The organism is Lactobacillus selangorensis, from assembly GCF_001437205.1.
GTDB lineage: Bacteria > Bacillota > Bacilli > Lactobacillales > Lactobacillaceae > Paralactobacillus > Paralactobacillus selangorensis.
Window position 1 is genome coordinate 40,168 of sequence record NZ_JQAZ01000005.1, and the last position, 17,566, is coordinate 57,733.

Consider the following 17,566-nt stretch of genomic DNA (forward strand, 5'->3'; position numbering starts at 1 on the left):
ACCACTTTTAGCGATTTTGTGCGACCCACCAGCCGCAGAAAGCCAGCAGGATTCCTAACAAATAACTGCTCAAATTGTAAGCCAAGGCGACCCATTTGCGGCGGCCGTGAAAAAGGAGGACTGTTTCACGATTAAACGTCGAAAATGTCGTATAGCCACCCATCACCCCAGTGCCCAAAAAGGCATACTGCGCCGGAATCAGCTGGGCGCCCCAAATCAGCCCCAACAGGAAACTGCCGGTTAAATTGATTAGAAACGTCGGCAGCGGAAAAGCATAGTCCCACAGCCGGTTCAGCCAGCTCGACAGGTGGACACGGGCCAAGGCGCCGATGATTGCCCCTAAGCCAACCCACACCGCCGTCATGCGTGCTCACGCTTCAACAGACGATGGGCCAGCTGATACGCCAGCTCGGCACAGAAGAATCCGCCGATGCAGCTCAGGCCGATATAGAGACCCGCCGTTCCGAATAAATGCTGCTGAAACAGTTTCATCGTATCGACACTAAAACTCGAAAAAGTGGTGAAGGCGCCTAAAAAGCCGGAACTGATTCCAGCAATCAACCGGGCCGACAACCAGCCTTGATGGGCTACATACTGCCCGATAAACACTAATAAGAAACTGCCCAATAAATTGACGCTTAAGGTCGCAACTGGAAAAGCATGCCAGGTGGGCAGCCATAACCCGAGTCCGTAACGGCTGACGCCGCCTAAAAAAGCAAACAGTGCGATGCTTAAATCATCCATTCACATTCCCTCCTGTCGTATTTTCACGGACGTCGACTTTGGTCGTAAAGACGACGCCATCCTGCAAAAGCGGTTGGATTGCTTTCAGCAAGTCCGGCAGTGTGGCACCACTGACGATACCTTCGATGACAATCGGCAGACTGTGCGCAAAATGAAATTTTTCCTGCCGATGAATGACATGGTCGGCACCATAGCCGGCTACCCCTTCGGTCACGGTCGCCCAGGTCACTTGATGCTGCTGAAACAAGTCCAAAATATCTTCATAGTGGTCCTTCCGGAACCATTTATTGTCCGCTTTGGTGAAAATCTTGATATCATAATGTTCGGTTGGCACGATCGTTTCCTCCTCAAATGTTAAACTGACTTGGCCATTCGGAATCATCCGCAGAATCAGCGGCATAATTCGATCGAGTACTTCATCATCAATAATTGCTTCAAAGATCAGCGGCAGATTGTTGAACGGTTCATCTTCAGCCACCTGTTCATGCAGTTCGGCATGCCCGTCCAAGCTCATTTTACCCTTGCGAAGCGTGACTCCAGGCACATGATTCCGCCACAAAAACTTCAATAGTAAATGGGCCAGATTTTGGCCATTGTATGCTTCATCTAATTCATCGACGATGATCCGGAGCAGATACTTCATCTGTTTCACTTCTTTCATTAAAAAGACACCTATCCACTCCGGATAGGTGTCATCAGCATTCATGCAGTTTCATCGGGCGAACACCATGCCCTATTTTCTAAATAATAACCACGCAGCTACCGTTCCGACGGCTAAGCCGACTGCAACCCCTAACAAAATCTGGTGCTGCCAGACGCCGGCAAGCAGTCCGACCAGCGTACAAATTCCGATAAAAGTCGAATGTTGTTTCATCGCAATTACTCCTTATTTAACCCTATTTTCAGTTTACCATAGCTGTTAAAATAAAAGGAACATTTATTTCTGGATAAAGAGGTCTTTTCATGAATAGTCTTTCACTCGTCATCGTGCTCCTTGCAGCCCTGATGACACCCATTATTATGGCCCGTTTTCACATTGCCAACGTCCCCACCGCCGTCGCCGAAATCATCGTCGGCATCCTGCTGGGCAAAACGGGTTTCAACCTGATTCACAACAACAGTGTCCTGACGCAGCTGTCGACACTGGGCGTCATCATCCTGATTTTCCTCAGCGGGATGGAAATCAATTTTGATTTGTTCAAACGGCGGCCGAAAGGAGCCAAAGCCGACCCCCGTCCGGCTCCTTTGCCGCTGGCCCTATGGAGTTACGGCAGTATTTTAGTTTTATCCTTATTATTGAGCCTGTTTCTACGGCAGATCGGTCAATTTCAAAACGTTATTTTAGCCACAATTCTGTTTTCCACAATCGCACTAGGAGTCGTCATTGCCGCACTTAAGGAAAAAGAACTGCTTAGCAAGCCATTCGGCCAAACCGTCTTACTAATCGCTGCTTTTGGGGAAATTATTCCGCTGCTGGCCCTCAGTGTTTATTCGGCCATGAACGGTTCGAACGCCAAAAGCTTGTGGCTGATTTCACTCATTTTCGTCGTGGCGATCATCTTGCTGCTGCGTTTCCGACAGATTTACCAATGGTTTACCCAAATCGACAAGTCGACGACTCAGCTCGACATCCGCATGGCCTTTTTCATCATTATCACCTTAGTGGCCGTCGCTGAACAGACTGGTGCTGAAAATATTCTGGGGGCCTTTCTGGCCGGCATGGTCATGAAACTGCTTCATCCTCGTGAAGAAACCCAAGATAAGCTGACCTCATTGGGATACGGCTTTTTCATTCCGATTTTCTTCATCATGACGGGCGCTAAATTAAATCTACGCACCTTGCTGGCTGATCGTGCGACCTGGATTCTCATTCCGTTGTTCTTTGCCTGCTTTATGGTTGCCAAACTTGGTGTTTACTTTATTTTGAAACGCCGCTTCAAAAACAGCAATGCATTAGCCGGTACTTTTCTGACTTCAACGACCATCACCTTGGTCCTGCCGATTCTGACGGTCGGCCGCAATCTTCATGTGCTGACGACGCAGCAATCCGGTGCCTTTACAATTGCCGCCGTCCTGACCTGCCTGCTCGCACCGATTTTATTCAACCAATTTTACCGGCCTGAAAAAGAAGATTTCCAGAAAGTAACCGTCCACTTCATCGGCGCCAATTTGATGACGATTCCGATTGCGCAGCAATTATCGAAGGGATTATACGAAACCGAACTGTTGACCAACTCCGAAAAGAATTACCGGACTTATAACAGCGAAGCCAACGTCAAGCTCGTCAGCGATTGGAGTGATGCAGCACTCGCCGATGCGCAGGCTTTTGATGCCGATATCGTTGTGCTCGCTTATTCGAACAGCAAGACCAACTTCAAATTGGCAAACCAGGCGCTGAAGGCGCACGTCCCCAGAATCATCGCCCGTTTCGAATCGACCGACCTTGAAGACGAACAAGCCGATATTCTCACTGCACAAGGCGTCGAAATTTATAACACCTATACGGCCAATGTGACGATGCTGCGCAGTTTGATTGAAACGCCATCGACACTGAAAATCCTCAACGCGACCGACGCCGGACTCTACGAAGTCGTTGTCCGCAACCGTCGTTTTGCTGGCTACGAGATTCAGCATCTCCCGTTTGTCGATCAAATTACGATTAGCCGGATTTATCGGAACGGCCAGTTTGTTGCACCGCATGGGGACACGCAGCTGCATTTGGGCGACCACCTCATTTTCACCGGCAATCGGCAAATGCTGGCCACCTTGCGGGAACAAGTCGGCAAATTAAATTAGTGATTTCACTAATAAAACTATGAAAGTTTTCTCATTTCTGTTACGATAAGACTAATTCAAAAGAAATCAGGTGAGTGTGATGAGCAATGAATTTCAACGACCTGGGTCACATATCATGACCCTCGACAATGGCTATCATCTATGGGAACACACTGAAGGCGAAGGCGACATCAAACTGTTATGCCTGCATGGCGGCCCTGGCGGCTCCCATGAATACTGGGAAAACTTTGGTGACGAATTAAGCAATCTTGGTGTGCAAGTCTTTATGTACGATCAGCTCGGCTCCTGGTATTCGGATCAACCCGATTATTCCGACCCGGCCATCGCAGCCAAATACTTAACTTATGATTACTTCCTGGATGAAGTCGAAGAAGTCCGGACCAAGCTGGGACTCGATAACTTCTATTTGATCGGCCAGTCATGGGGCGGCGCACTCGTTCAAATGTATGCGGTCAAATACGGCCAGCATCTTAAGGGTGCGATCATCTCCAGTATGGTCGATGAAATCGGCGAATATGTCGATCATGTCAATAAGCTCCGTGAAGAAACTTTGCCACGTGAAGCTGTTGCCTACATGAAACATGCCGAAGACAACCATGAAGATCTCGATAAAGATGCTAAATATCAAAGCTACGTCGATATTTTAAACAAAGACTATGTCGATCGGCGCCAGCCACCGAAAATCTCGCATCTGGTCGATATTACTTCCAAACCCGTTTACAATGCTTTCCAAGGCGATAATGAATTCGTTGTCACTGGGAAGCTGAAGGAATGGAACTTCCGTGACCAGCTGCACAAAATTACTGTGCCAACTCTGTTAACCTTTGGCGAACACGAAACAATGCCATTGGAAACAGCCAAAAAGATGAACAAGCTGATTCCACATTCACGGTTAGTGACTACACCAAACGGCGGCCATCATCATATGATCGATAATCCGCCTGTTTACTTCGACCATCTCGAACAATTTATCAAGGATGTCGAATCTGGCAACTTTAACGATTAAAAGACACTCAAAAAGGGACCCGCAATTTTGCGGATCCCTTTTTGAGTGCGCCCATTTTGTGACACGCTGCTATTTTCGATTAAAATCGACAATCTCAATGCCGCCTTCAATCAGCTGCAAGTGCGTTACACTGCCGTTTTTCGGACTGACGGAAACATCAAACTGTTTGTCATGGTCAAATTTATTCACGATGCTTCTAATCGTCGTCCCATGACTGACAATCAAAACGTTACTGCCAGGCTGATTTTGTTCTCGCAGCATCTTGAACCCTTTGCCGAGCCGTGTCCAATATTCCTGCGCATTTTCGGCATCGTGCCAAGGGTCGGTTTCTTTCATAAAATCCTTCGCTTTATCCAAAGAATACTTCTGAATGATTTCAGAGAAATTTCGGCAGCCGTGCGGTTCGCCGACCATGTACCAAGACTGAAAGGAATCATTGCCCTCAAAGTAGCCGTAAAATTCTTCCCGAAACAACGGCGAAGCAACCCGTTTCGGATGCTGGTTAAGGTTTCGTTTGATGATCATCTCAGCCGTCCGAGCTGCACGCGTCGTATCACTCGAATAAACACTGTCAAACGCAACATGCGACAGCATTTTGCCGGCATGATCGGCATCCGCCAACCCCTTTTCAGTTAATGGCGAATCGCACCAGCCCTGCATGCGGTTGTAACGATTCAAAACAGTTTGCCCATGACGAACAAGATACACATCGATTGGTTTCATGATCGTACTCCTCTTCCCTTAATTTAACTTTCTTTATTTTAACATAAAGCGGCTTTAGTCGTGTTGCTTGGGAAGAACGATTCGTTGATAGAGCACCACCGTCAGGATGTAATAGAGCGCATAGAGGACGATGAATAATGAAAATGGAATCCATAAATCGGCATACGGCGCATCCATAATCAACGTAAACATCTGCAGTCCGAACAAGACATGGATTATTCCGGCAATACCTGGCAAAGCAAACAGCGTCAGGATTTCGACCCGAATCGAATGCTGAAGCCAGCTGCGGCGGGTCCCGATTTTTGCTAACATCTGATAACGCTGCTTATCGTTGGCCGCACCGGAGAGAATCTTAAACATCAGGCAGCTCGCCAGCATTGCCAGGAAGGCAATTCCTAAGAAGAGGCCCATGAATTCCATCCCGCCGAATAAGGCTTTGGCTGTCTGATAACTGCTCAAACGACCGCCCATCTGGAAAGCATTCATTCCGGCCGGTAATTGGGCAACTTGCAGTTTCTGAATTTGTTTCAAAGTCGGCAGACTCTGGTTGAAATTCTGCGAATGGACGGCCCGCACGGTTTCTGTCGGTGCGGTCATTTTTTGAAACTGCGCATGTGAAACAATCTGCGGCATTTTGTTGCTATTGACGGCGCCGGCAAATTCACTCAGCAAACCAGGATTTTTCTGCAACTCAGCCGTCGTTGTCGACTGAACATGAGTCTGATTGTACTGGTTCTTGGCATGATACATCGTTTCGACCGTCTGTGCATCAAGATCGTTCTGGTCAAAATACACATTTTTGGCGTCGGTTTTATAACTCAAGGTCAAATCCTGACTCAGCTTCATTTGGTTGAGCAGTTTCTTTTCCTGCGCCGTTGGATTCTGAACGAGCACATCATAAGCACTGACCGTTTTGGTGACCAGCGGAATTTCCCGCTGGTAGCCGATTCCGACCGTAATTGCCCCTAAGGCCATCGCAAACAAAATAGCCACCATCGACAGCACTTTTGTATAGCTGCGAATCCGGAAGTTCAACTGCGCCAGCGTAAAGTCATTTAAGCGGTGGAAAGCGAAAGTGGGATTGCGTTTTAGCAGCTGCAATAAACTGATGAAGACGGCATCAAACAGGAAATAGGTTCCAAAGACGATTGTCACCAATGCAATCGGAATCGCATTGATCTGCAGCTGTTCAAGGTGAGCCATGGCATAGTAACCAATCGCCACTAAAACCAATCCTAAAATGCTCTTGATGACTTGGCCCCGACCCGCTTTTTGGACTCGAGTCGGCTGCTTATCATCGTGAAGCAGCTGCAATAACGGTGTCTTCAAGAGCTTGCGGCAGTTCAGGAGTGCGGCCAATAAAAAGAGCACAGCGAAAAAGAGCATGGTGACTCCGACTGCCGGCAGATAGAAGGCATGGAAATGTGCCACCGTAATATCCATCTGTTTCAGGAGCAGACCACTCAACCCAGCCGTTAAGCCGGTTCCAATCAGAATCCCGATTACGGTTGACCCAAAACCAATCAAAAAGGTTTCAGCAAAAATCAGCTGGCTGATCTTGTGCCGTTTGGCTCCCAGCATCATAAAGGTACCGTAATCACGCTGACGCATGCTCATCAGGAATGTATTCGCGTAGAGGACATAAACAAAGGCAATGATGCCCAGCAGAACGGAGCCAAACTGGAAGACGATACTGGCCATTGAGATAATCGAATTGGCCTTCACAAACGATTTATTCGTGGCCAACGCTTCAAACATGTAGAAAATGGCGCTGGCCATAATCAAGCCGGAAAATAACACCACATATTCTTTGAAACGGCTTTTGATGCCATTCAATGATAATTTGGTTAACATCACTCCGCCCCCTTACTGTGCAAATGTGCCAAGTTCATCCAAAATTTCTTGGTAGAACTCCTGGTAAGAACGCCCATTGCGTTTCAGTTCACGGCCGATGCGGCCATCCTTGATAAACAAGATGCGCTGGCAATAGCTGGCCGAATACGGATCGTGCGTCACTAGCAAAATCGACACTTGGCTTTCCTGATTCAAACTCGCCATCGTATCCAGTAATTCTGTCGAACTTTCCGAATCCAGTGCCCCCGTCGGTTCATCACCGAACAGGATAGCCGGCTGATTGATGAGGGCGCGTGCCGATGCAACACGCTGTTTCTGGCCGCCAGATAATTCAGTTGGATAATGGTCCAAATATTCAGCAATGCCCAGCCGATCGGCAATTTTTTCAACCTGCGGCTTAATAGCTTTGACCGGCTTGTTCTGCAAGGACATCGGCAAGGCAATATTTTCATAGGCAGTCAGGTTTTCCAAAAGATTGAAATCTTGGAAGATAAACCCGATTTCCTGTGAACGAAAATCGGCCAGCTGATTGCCCTTTAAATGGGAGATTGCCTGCCCATTGATTTTCACTTCACCAGAGGTGGGCCGGTCGAGGGTCGATAAAATATTGAGCAGTGTCGTCTTCCCAGAACCTGATGCTCCCATGATGCCGACAAATTCCCCTTTTTCGACTTCGAACGAAACCCCTTTTAATGCTTCATATTGTTTTTCATGAGCTTTCCCATATGTTTTCGTTACATTTTGAACGGAAACTACCGTTTGCTGATCCATTTTTAAAACATCCCTTCTGTATCGATTCAATAACTATATTTTACGGAATGGCGTCGCTGCCAGCCAGCGATTGAACGAACAATTTGAGGTTCAAAATGACAAATCTGTAAGTTTTCATAAAAAAAGTTTTGTCTGTAAGCGTCGTCATCAAAACACCTGCCCCAACTTTTCGGTATACTAGAAATGAAAGCTACTTAAGGGAGGGGTCCGTTTGGAGAAAATTCAGCATATACATAACAAACCACCATGCCAAAACGTGCTTAAAAGGACCGTTTGAGTGTCAAATAGCGTTGGTGAAAAACGAACGCTCACAAACGGCCTGTAACACCCGTTGAAACATTTGCATCAATGTGCAGAAAGGTGGATTTTATTTTTTATGGATGATTTAAATCAAAAGAAATCCTATATCAGCTGGCCAGTGCTGGCGTTAATGGATTTCGTGACGGTCATTGGCTTTGATGATATTATTTACAACTTCCAAAACCAAGGCTTAGGGGTCGTTACCTCTTGGGTCGTCATGCTGTTTATTTATGTGTTACCGTATTCTTTGATTGTCGGCCATTTAGGCTCTGTCTTCAGTAAAGAAGGCGGCGGCCTGACGTCCTGGGTCCGTGGGACGAGCGGCGACGCTGTCGGTTATTTTGCCGCTTGGTTCTATTGGATTGTCGGCCTGCCCTATATCGTCGATGTCGCTAATTCTGTTGTCGTCTCCTTTGGCTGGATGATTAACGGAAACGGAACAATGGGCGACAAGATGAGCAATATGACGTTCGGCCTGTTGACAACCGTTGTCTTTGTCGGGTTCATCTTCTTCGAACATATTTTCAAGAACAAGTCATTGGAAATTATGAGTGTCATCGGCGGCGGGGCCATGTTCTTCATGACCATTCTGTTTGTCTTCATGACCTTTGTTTCCTTAGCAAAAGGCGGCCACATTGCGACCCAGCCGTTCACATTCAAGGCGTTTCTGCCGAAGATCGATCGACACTTTATGTCAACGTTAGGGCTGCTGATTTTCGCTATGAATGGTTCTGAATTGGTTGCTCCGTATGTAACCGACATGAAGCATCCCCGCAAAGACTTCCCACGTGCGATGCTGATGGTCGCTATTATGACGGCCTTTCTAACCGTATTCGGTTCCTTCTCGCTGGGGGTCTTCTTCAACGCCCATCACCTGCCGAATGATTTAAAGATGAACGGTTCCTACTACGCCTTCTTGGCTTTAGGAAAACAATTCGGCTGGGGCAAATTCCTGATGTACGTTTTCGCCGTTGTTCAGGCCATTTATATGTGTGCTCAGTTAGCCGTTTTGATGGATGCCGGGACACGTGTCTTCTTGGGCGATATTTCCAAGAAATATATGCCGAAGCAATTATCAAAACTCAACAAAGATGGGTTGCCGATCAACGGTTATTGGATGACGACCATTATCTGTGCGGCGATCATGCTGGCCGCTGGGTTCCTGCCCGAAATCAATGATATCTTCAACTGGCTGCTTAATTTGAACGGCATCGTTTCTCCATTCGCAACCTGCTTCATTTTCTGGGCGTTCATGCTGGTCCGTTTGCACAGCGACCGCTACCCAACGCCGGCCTACACTTATGTCAAGAGCGACAAAGGCGGCTTCTTAGTCGGTTTATGGATGTTCGCAATTACCTTTATCGCCGCTTGCTACAGTTTTCTGCCCGTCGATGTCAAACCAGGCACAGAATTGTACACCCGTGAATTCATTATGAATATTGCGGCAACCTTCTTACTGGCTGCCATCGGGTTAGTAATGCCTTGGGTGGCACGCAGACAGCAGCATACACTGGCTGCCTTCAGTAGTCGTGAAAATACCCGCCGAATCATTGCCATTCTGATTGTCGTTGCTTTAGCAACACTGGTCATGTGGCTCTGGATTATCCCGGCCAGCTGGGGCGCTAATCAATGGGTTGCCATCATCATCAGCGACCTTCTGATTTTCTTCGTCGGCTGGATTGGAACGGCTTTAATGAAGAAAGATCCTACCGAAGCTTAATTCGATGGAACGGAAAGACTACGAAAACAATCGTGGTCTTTTTGTTTTGCCTTTGTCATAAAAAGCAAGTATGATATTGTCATACGATCGTAAACAAAAGGAGATGTAGCCATGACAACTTCCCTTAAAAAAGATAAAACGATTTCAACACGAGTAACAGCTGATATTGACCGGCGGGCTAAAGAAAATCTAGCAAAACAAGGATTGACGATTTCAGAATATATCCGTCTTTCTTTAGTAAAGGCGGCCAACGATGAAGTTCAATTGATTAACTTTTTAGACACGCCTGCTGCCCATCAAGCCAAAAAAGAAGCCGAAACCGATCAAACGAAAATGATCGGTAATCAAGCTGATTTTGAAGACTGGTTAAATAAACTCAATGAAAATTGAGCGGACGCCTTCATTTGAACGTCAACTTCGCAAATTGGCAAAGAAACATTATCCGATCACGATTTTAGGCCCATGTGTCAACGCTATTGTTGAACAAGATGCAATTATCCTGAACAAAATCAAAGATCATGCTTTAAAGGGTGAATGGCAGGGCTATCGTGAATTTCATCCGGCTCGTTATGAAGCTGGCCGGCATTCCTATGATGGCTGGATCGTTGTCTATCGGATCGACAAAAATGTACTCGTATTAACGCTAGTGGCGACTGGCAATCACGATTTATTTAATCGTTAAATAACTGAAGACTACGAAAACAATCGTGGTCTTTTTGTTTTGGCCTTAACAATGGCATAATGGAGGTAAAGCTTCTTTAGGAAAGGTCGGAGCAACTCATGAAAACCATCACAGTAATCTACAACCCCCATTCTGGCCACAATCGTGGGGGCGCAATCGCACAGCAATTCAAGGAGGCCGCACACCAATTAGAGCCGCATACAGACGTTCAGCTGGAAGCCATTCGTGGCAAAAACGACGGCCGGCAGTTTGCCCATCAAGCCAGTTTACGGCAGCGGGATTTAATCGTCGTTGTCGGCGGCGATGGGACAATCAATCAAGTGGCATCGGGAATGGTCAGTGTCCCGCATCCGCCCAAATTAGGCATTCTGCCCGGCGGCACCGTCAATAATCTTGCACACGTTCTGCACATTCCGCTTGATATTCCGGGTGCGATTGCCACGATTCTGGGGAAACATTCGCAACCAATCGATATCGGCCAGATCAATCGCAATCACTATATGATTAGCACCATGACCATCGGAATCTTGGCAGACGCCGCCCTTGACGTGTCGCAGACCGAAAAACAAAAATTCGGCCCATTGGCATTCGTCTTCAAAGGCATCAAAGTGTTAGCCGAACACCAGCATTATCAAATTACACTGGCTGGCGACCACCATTTTTGGCAGAAGGACACGCAGCTGGTTTTGATTACTATGACCAATTCCGTCGGCGGATTTACCAATTTTGACCCGACTGCTGAATCTGATGACGGCTATTTTCATGTTTTTCTGGCCCCGAAAATGTCCTACTGGCGGTCCTTGCTCTTCTTCCCTTATTTCATTACCGGCAATTTCAGTAAGATTCCTGGAATGACTTACTTAACGATGTCGCATCTGACGATGACTGTCACTAAAAATCGTCATGCCGTTCGGACTCGCATCGATGGTGATCCTAGTGTCACCTTGCCGCTGAAGATGAAAGTTCTGAAGTCGGCATTGCGGGTCATGACACCCGAACCAGAATAAACCTGCATTCAAGTCCTTTTCGCGGTAGAATAAGAGAAAAGGACGGTTTGCTGAGGAGGAATACAATTGGCTTATCAAAAAGTAACTGCTATGAATGTTCAAGAATTGGTCGCTTTAACTTCCCCATATCGAGTCACCACTCAGATTCCTGAGGCAATGACCCATGATGCCTTGAATGTGGTCGCCCACGAGCCTGATGTGATCATCAAGCCCAATAATACGGGTGAAGTCGCCGCAATTTTACGGTATGCGAATCACCGCAATCTGCCTGTCATCGTACGTGGCGGCGGTTCCGGCTTGAATGGTGCCGATGTTGCCGTTGAAGGCGGCATTCTGCTTGATATGCATCGGATGAATCATATTATTGAATTAGATCAGGATAATTTAACACTCACGGTCCAGCCTGGCGTCACAATTCGTGATATCCAGACTTACCTTGATAACACCACCTTCTTTTATGCACCTGAACCTGGCCAAGGATTAGATTCAGCGACAATCGGCGGCAATATTGCCACCAACGCCAGCGGGATGTGGGGCCTGAAATACGGCGGCACTCGTGAGGCTGTTCGTGGTTTGACCGTTGTTCTGCCCAGCGGCGATACACGTATTCTAGGCGGCAAAATCACTAAAAATAGTTCTGGCTACGATTTAAAGGACTTGATGATTGGCGCTGAAGGGACATTGGGAATTGTAACCGAGGCCATTTTGAGTTTACGGCCGAAATCACCGGTTATTAAAAGTGTGCTGCTACCGTTTGACAGTGCCAACCGTGCTATCAGTGTCATCCCGAAAATTCTGCATGCTGGTGTGACACCGACGAGTACCGAATTCTTCGGACGCCGGATTACCAAGTATTGGGAACAATACGCTGGCAAACAATTTCCAATCCAAATCGGTGCTGCCTATTTGCTGATGGCTTTTGACGGCAATCATGATTCCGCCGTCGCAGCGGATATGGCGACGGCCGTCAGCTTATCACAGAATAATGGCGGTCTGGTACCTTATCCACTGGATACACAGGAAAAGTACCGGCATTTGTGGCGGATTCGGGCCGAATTGCTGCCCGCCATCCAAAACACAACCTCTGAATTGACTGAAGTCGATATTGTGGTGCCCCGTAGCCGGGTTTCCGAACTGCTCGATTACATCCATGTCGTCGAATACGAAGAACAAGTCCGGCTGCCCAGTATCGGCCATGTCGGCGACGGCAATTTGCACACCTACGTTTGCCGTGACGGCTTATCTGATACGGAATGGCCGGAAATGCGTGACCTCGTTTTGAAACGGCTTTATGCCAAAGCAGCCGAACTAGGCGGCCAGGTTTCCGGCGAACACGGCATCGGTTACGATAAGAAAGCTTACTTCACTGATTTTATGGGTACGGATTATCTAAAGTTTTTGAAGAGTGTCAAACAAATCTTCGATCCCAACCAGATTCTCAACCCAGGCAAAATTTTTTAACCATAACTGCTGCTTAACAGTTAAATTAGAACAAAGCACTTGTAAAAGTTTGGGATGAAACGGTTGTTTTATCGCAAACTTTTTTAAACAATAGATAAAGGAGTTTTGAGATGGAAGCTGAAACAAATCCACAAACACGTGTCATTATTACCGGCGTCAGCCAGCGCCGTCCCAATTTTGATTATACGATGACCGAATTGGGCGAATTGGCCACAGCCAATGACATGCAGGTCGTTGGCGATCTGCGGCAAATTGCCGACCGTCCAATTGCGGCGACTTACTTTGGAACGGGTAAAGTAGCTGAAATCAAGGCTTATGCTGAAGAAATGGATGCGGCCGTGATTCTGGTCAATGACGAATTATCCCCTTCCCAAATCCGCAACCTTGAAAAGGAAACTGGCAAGACAATTATCGATCGCACCCAGCTGATCCTCGATATTTTTGCCAACCGGGCCCAAACGAAACAGGCCAAATATCAAGTCGAAATCGCTCAGCTGCAGTACCAGCTGCCACGTCTGCATCCATCCGCTAACCGGCTCGATCAGCAGGGCGGCGGCGGTGGACTTGCCAACCGTGGTGCCGGTGAAACCAAACTGGAAATGAACCGGCGTGTCATCCAAAAACGGATCACCCACTTGCGGCATGCCCTGAAAGAACAAGAAAAAACACAGGAAACGCAAAGCCAGCAACGGGCTAAAAGCCAGCTGCCGGTGGTCGCTCTGGTTGGTTATACCAACGCCGGCAAATCGACGACAATGAACGGCCTGCTTAAGCTGTACAGCGAACATGGTGCTGAGAAACAAGTTTTTACTAAAAATATGCTGTTTGCGACGCTTGATACTAGTGTCCGTGAAATCACGCTGCCGAGCCATCAAAAGTTCCTGCTCAGCGATACCGTTGGTTTTGTCAGCCGTTTGCCGCATAATTTAGTGGAGGCCTTCAAGGCGACCTTATCTGAAGCTGTCAACGCCGATCTTATTATCCAAGTCGTTGACTATGCTGATCCGAACTATCATGACATGATCGCCGTCACCGACAAAACGCTGGCCCAAATCGGCGCCGGCGACATTCCTCGTATCGACGCCTTCAACAAGGCTGATTTACGGACGGATACACCTTATCCTGAAATCAATGGTAACGAAATTGTTTATTCGGCAACTGATAAAAAATCTCTGGCGGAACTCGCCACGCTGATTGAACAAAAAATTGCCGCTCAGTATCCGACATTGACCTACTTGTTCCCCTATACGGATGGGAAGGCCTTATCAGCTCTCAACGAACACGCCGCCATTCTGAAGCAAGATTACCAGGAAAATGGGACGCTGGTCACGGCACGTATCAATCCGAACAGCCGTGATTACTGGTCTAAATATGAAGTTGACTAACGAAGCACCTAAAAAGATCCGCCAAACAATTTGGCGGATCTTTTTTAGGCACCCATTCTGCGGTCGAGAATTCTAGAGACCCATGACAATGCATAGCAGACAATAAAGTACATCAGCGTCAGCATGACGAACATCGGAACCAAATAGTTGACGTTCTGCCCATAAATAACCTGTGCATGGTAGAGCAGCTCCGGCAGCAGGATGATTGTCGCTAACGAAGTATCCTTGATTAGCGAGATGAACTGGCTGACAATGGCCGGAATCATCTTTTTAAACGCCTGTGGTAAAACGATGCGAAACATCGCCTGATGATAGGTCATCCCATTGGCACGTGCGGCTTCCATCTGACCTGAATCGACAGCAAGAATCCCGCTGCGGACGATTTCGGCCAGCATCGCCGATTCGAAAATCGTTAAAGCAACAACAGAGGAGGTGATTACGCCCAAGCGGACCCCCATTTGCGGCAGTCCAAAGTAAGTGAAAAACAGAATCAGCATCAGCGGCAAGTTGCGGATGATATCAATGATAAAGCCGATGATTTTGGAAACATATGGTATCCGTGTGTACCGGATTAGGCCTAAGAAACTCCCAATCACAAAGCTGAAGGCAATTGATAAGAGCGAAGCTTCCAAGGTTACCCCTAATCCTTCAAGGAGGTAGCGCATGTTCAGCCATGAATAAGCTTCAATAAAATTTTGCATGGTCGTCCCTCCTATTCGTTAGCCAGTGCAGAAGCTTCCCGCTCGCCACTGCCAGCGTTCCACTTCTTCTCAAGGTACTGCATGAAATAGCTCAGCGGCAAGGTCAGAATCAAGTAAAAGACACCGACCACAATGTAGGCCCCAAATGTATCGAACGTTTGGGCAGCAATCAAGTTGCCTTCGTACATCAAATCAAAGCCAGCCACGAAAGCCAACACCGATGAATTCTTAACCAAATTGACGAATTGGTTGCCTAACGGCGGAATCACCAATTTAACCGCTTGCGGAAGCACGATATAACGCATCGCCTGAATGTAAGTCATCCCATTGGCACGTGCGGCCTCCATCTGCCCTGGATCGACGGATTGAATACCGGCTCGCACTGTCTCAGCGATAAATGAAGACGTGTAAATGGTCAGTGCGAGTGTTCCAGCCGTAAAGCCGGATAATTTGGCGGCAAATAACGGCACAATCACATAGAAGAATAACGCAATGATCAGCAGCGGAATGTTCCGGAAAAATTCGACATAGATTCGGCCGATCAGATGCAGCACCCGATTGTGGCTAATCTCAAGCAGTGCGAACAGCGTTCCTAAGATTAAACTGCCGACTAAGGCGATCAGGCTCGAACCCAAGGTGATTTTGAGGCCTTCAAGTAATTGCGGCCAAAAATGAATGAACATCGACATCGTTATTCCCCTCCAATCGTAGCGTCACTCGCTTTAAAACCAGGCACATTTCCGAACCATTTTTGCACAATCCGCTGATATTCACCGTTTTTAACGAGTTGTTTCAAGGCCGTGTTGACATGGTCCGTAAATTCAGTCTGACCTTTGTTAGCAGCAACCGCATAGGGTTCATCGAAGAACGAACCGCCAGTGACCACAAACCGATTATCCTGCGTCGACATCCCGTATAAAATGGCATTATCAGATGTCATTGCCACCCCTTGGCCGGCTTTCAAAGCCGTAAAAGCCTGACTAGCATCGGATAACTGGATTACCTTGGCCTGCGGGGCCGCCTTTTTGATATTCTCGACCGAATCGGAGCCTTGGACCCCAATCACCACGTCGCCTTTTTTCAAATCTTTGACACTATGAATCCGACTGCCTTTTTTGACCAATAATGCCTGGCCGGCTTGGAAATAAGTATCTGAAAAAGCGACTTGTTTTTCACGTTCTTTTGTCACCGACATCGTCGCAGCAATCGCATCGATATTGCCGCTTTTCAACATCGGCACACGCGTATTGCTGGTTACTTGCACAAATTTAGCCTGACTATTTTTACCCAGCATCTGTTGCGTTACTGCTTTCGCAATATCGACATCAAAGCCTTTGATTTGGCTGTCTTTGACATCCATCAGCCCGAACAGCCGTGTATCGGCCTTCACACCCCAAGTGATCGTCTTAGTCTGCTGCACGTGCTGCCACGTGTTTTCATCGGCCAGCGATGTACCGCAGCCGGCCAGACTGACAAGCAGCAACAGCAGCAAGCTGAGCAGCCCCAGCTGTTTCCATTTTCTTTTCATCATGACGACCTCCTTTGGCTAGTGAATGATCTTGCTGAGAAACTCCTGTGCACGTGGTTCCTGCGGATGTTCGAAAAAGCCCTTCACATCGGTTTCATCTTCGAGAATCTTGCCGTCATCCATGAAGATGATTCGATCGCCCACTTCCTTAGCAAAACCCATTTCATGGGTGACGACCACCATCGTCATGCCCTGTTTGGCGATTTTCTTCATGACGTCTAAAACGTCTCCAATCATTTCAGGGTCTAAGGCCGATGTCGGTTCATCAAACAAGATGGCTTTCGGTTTCATCGCTAAACTGCGCGCAATGGCCACTCGCTGCTTCTGGCCCCCCGATAACATGCTAGGATAACTGTTAGCTTTGCTGTCAAGCCCAACCATTTCCAACAGTTGATGTGCTTCAGCTTCCACTTCAGCCTTGGGACGCTTCAAGACGATCAGCGGCGCTAACGTGATGTTTTCAAGGACCGTTTTATTGGCGTATAAATTAAAATGCTGGAACACCATGCCGACATTTTTGCGAATTTTGTTCATATTCGTATGTGGATCAGCGAGATCAAAGTTATCCACAATCAGCTGGCCGGAGGAGATACTCTCCAGTCCATCGATCGTGCGCAGCAGCGTGCTCTTTCCAGAGCCCGAAGGACCAATAATGGTCACCACTTCTTTGTTATCAATGTGCAGATTGATATCTTTAAGGGCGTGAAACTTTCCGTAATACTTTTCAACGTCGTGAAACTCGATCATAGACATGGCGAGTCCCTCCTTTTGATAGTTTCTTATTGTTTGTTCTTACAATTCTAACGGATTGCTCATTGATACGCAAGCTAAATATTTAAAAAGGGCATAAAAATAGCATTCGCACTTGATAAATGCGAATGCTAAGTC

At 47.4% G+C, this 17,566-nt stretch carries 19 protein-coding genes and 1 riboswitch; of the genes, 8 read left to right on the top strand and 11 right to left on the bottom strand.

The window, feature by feature from the left end; genetic code table 11:
- Positions 1-7 precede the first annotated feature (7 nt).
- From crcB to IV40_RS10745, 4 genes are all read right to left on the bottom strand, one after another.
- Positions 8-364 carry a fluoride efflux transporter CrcB gene (gene crcB, locus IV40_RS07285; protein WP_057770051.1) on the bottom strand — a complete coding sequence of 119 codons (357 nt, stop codon included), beginning with the start codon at positions 362-364 and terminating at the stop codon, positions 8-10.
- On the bottom strand, positions 361-744 hold the full coding sequence (locus tag IV40_RS07290) for a fluoride efflux transporter FluC (protein ID WP_057770052.1): 384 nt from the start codon (positions 742-744) through the stop codon (positions 361-363). The genes crcB and IV40_RS07290 overlap by 4 nt, the downstream gene beginning before the upstream one ends.
- Positions 737-1,405 (bottom strand): DUF190 domain-containing protein, encoded by a 669-nt coding sequence (locus IV40_RS07295; protein WP_057770053.1) that lies wholly within the window; start codon positions 1,403-1,405, stop codon positions 737-739. Before IV40_RS07295 ends, IV40_RS07290 begins: the two co-directional genes overlap by 8 nt.
- A gap of 18 nt (positions 1,406-1,423) precedes the next feature.
- Positions 1,424-1,487, bottom strand: a riboswitch (Fluoride riboswitch).
- Positions 1,478-1,618, bottom strand: a complete 141-nt coding sequence (locus IV40_RS10745; protein WP_156404254.1) for a hypothetical protein — start codon at positions 1,616-1,618, stop codon at positions 1,478-1,480. (Overlaps the previous riboswitch by 10 nt.)
- A gap of 89 nt (positions 1,619-1,707) precedes the next feature.
- On the opposite strand from IV40_RS10745, the gene IV40_RS07300 reads away from it, so the two are divergent.
- Positions 1,708-3,540 (top strand): monovalent cation:proton antiporter family protein, encoded by a 1,833-nt coding sequence (locus tag IV40_RS07300; RefSeq protein ID WP_057770055.1) that lies wholly within the window; start codon positions 1,708-1,710, stop codon positions 3,538-3,540.
- Positions 3,541-3,619: 79 nt separating this feature from the next.
- Positions 3,620-4,546: a proline-specific peptidase family protein gene (locus IV40_RS07305; protein ID WP_057770056.1), complete on the top strand. Its 927-nt coding sequence runs from the start codon at positions 3,620-3,622 to the stop codon at positions 4,544-4,546.
- Positions 4,547-4,615: 69 nt separating this feature from the next.
- Here IV40_RS07305 and IV40_RS07310 read toward each other — a convergent pair whose 3' ends face one another.
- From IV40_RS07310 to IV40_RS07320, 3 genes are read right to left on the bottom strand one after another with little or no spacing between them, the layout of a single operon-like run.
- Positions 4,616-5,269, bottom strand: coding sequence for a histidine phosphatase family protein (locus tag IV40_RS07310; RefSeq protein WP_057770058.1), 654 nt, complete (start codon positions 5,267-5,269; stop codon positions 4,616-4,618).
- Positions 5,270-5,323: 54 nt separating this feature from the next.
- Positions 5,324-7,123 (bottom strand): FtsX-like permease family protein, encoded by a 1,800-nt coding sequence (locus IV40_RS07315; RefSeq protein ID WP_057770060.1) that lies wholly within the window; start codon positions 7,121-7,123, stop codon positions 5,324-5,326.
- Positions 7,124-7,135: 12 nt separating this feature from the next.
- A complete protein-coding gene (locus IV40_RS07320; RefSeq protein ID WP_057770061.1) occupies positions 7,136-7,894 on the bottom strand; it encodes an ABC transporter ATP-binding protein in 759 nt (252 codons plus the stop codon).
- 376 nt (positions 7,895-8,270) lie between these two features.
- On the opposite strand from IV40_RS07320, the gene IV40_RS07325 reads away from it, so the two are divergent.
- From IV40_RS07325 to hflX, 6 genes are all read left to right on the top strand, one after another.
- Positions 8,271-9,914 carry an APC family permease gene (locus IV40_RS07325; RefSeq protein WP_057770062.1) on the top strand — a complete coding sequence of 548 codons (1,644 nt, stop codon included), beginning with the start codon at positions 8,271-8,273 and terminating at the stop codon, positions 9,912-9,914.
- Positions 9,915-10,025: 111 nt separating this feature from the next.
- Entirely contained in the window at positions 10,026-10,304 is a 279-nt protein-coding gene (locus tag IV40_RS07330) for a plasmid mobilization protein (protein ID WP_057770063.1), read from the top strand.
- 34 nt (positions 10,305-10,338) lie between these two features.
- Positions 10,339-10,596, top strand: coding sequence for a type II toxin-antitoxin system mRNA interferase toxin, RelE/StbE family (locus IV40_RS07335; protein ID WP_236698036.1), 258 nt, complete (start codon positions 10,339-10,341; stop codon positions 10,594-10,596).
- Positions 10,597-10,694: 98 nt separating this feature from the next.
- Entirely contained in the window at positions 10,695-11,603 is a 909-nt protein-coding gene (locus IV40_RS07340) for a diacylglycerol/lipid kinase family protein (RefSeq protein WP_057770066.1), read from the top strand.
- A 66-nt stretch (positions 11,604-11,669) separates the two neighbouring features.
- The gene (locus IV40_RS07345; protein WP_057770068.1) at positions 11,670-13,064 is read left to right on the top strand and encodes an FAD-binding oxidoreductase; all 1,395 of its coding nucleotides are present in this window, start codon (positions 11,670-11,672) and stop codon (positions 13,062-13,064) included.
- A 110-nt stretch (positions 13,065-13,174) separates the two neighbouring features.
- A complete protein-coding gene (gene hflX / locus IV40_RS07350; RefSeq protein WP_057770069.1) occupies positions 13,175-14,449 on the top strand; it encodes a GTPase HflX in 1,275 nt (424 codons plus the stop codon).
- Positions 14,450-14,493: 44 nt separating this feature from the next.
- Here hflX and IV40_RS07355 read toward each other — a convergent pair whose 3' ends face one another.
- The 4 genes from IV40_RS07355 to IV40_RS07370 are packed head-to-tail and all read right to left on the bottom strand — an operon-like array spanning position 14,494 to position 17,431.
- The gene (locus IV40_RS07355) at positions 14,494-15,150 is read right to left on the bottom strand and encodes an amino acid ABC transporter permease (protein WP_057770071.1); all 657 of its coding nucleotides are present in this window, start codon (positions 15,148-15,150) and stop codon (positions 14,494-14,496) included.
- Positions 15,151-15,161: 11 nt separating this feature from the next.
- Complete coding sequence (locus IV40_RS07360; RefSeq protein ID WP_057770073.1) at positions 15,162-15,839, bottom strand: amino acid ABC transporter permease; 678 nt, start codon at positions 15,837-15,839, stop codon at positions 15,162-15,164.
- Between the two features lie 2 nt (positions 15,840-15,841).
- Positions 15,842-16,678: a transporter substrate-binding domain-containing protein gene (locus IV40_RS07365; RefSeq protein ID WP_057770075.1), complete on the bottom strand. Its 837-nt coding sequence runs from the start codon at positions 16,676-16,678 to the stop codon at positions 15,842-15,844.
- Between the two features lie 18 nt (positions 16,679-16,696).
- Positions 16,697-17,431 carry an amino acid ABC transporter ATP-binding protein gene (locus IV40_RS07370; RefSeq protein ID WP_057770077.1) on the bottom strand — a complete coding sequence of 245 codons (735 nt, stop codon included), beginning with the start codon at positions 17,429-17,431 and terminating at the stop codon, positions 16,697-16,699.
- Between the last annotated feature and the right edge of the window lie 135 nt (positions 17,432-17,566).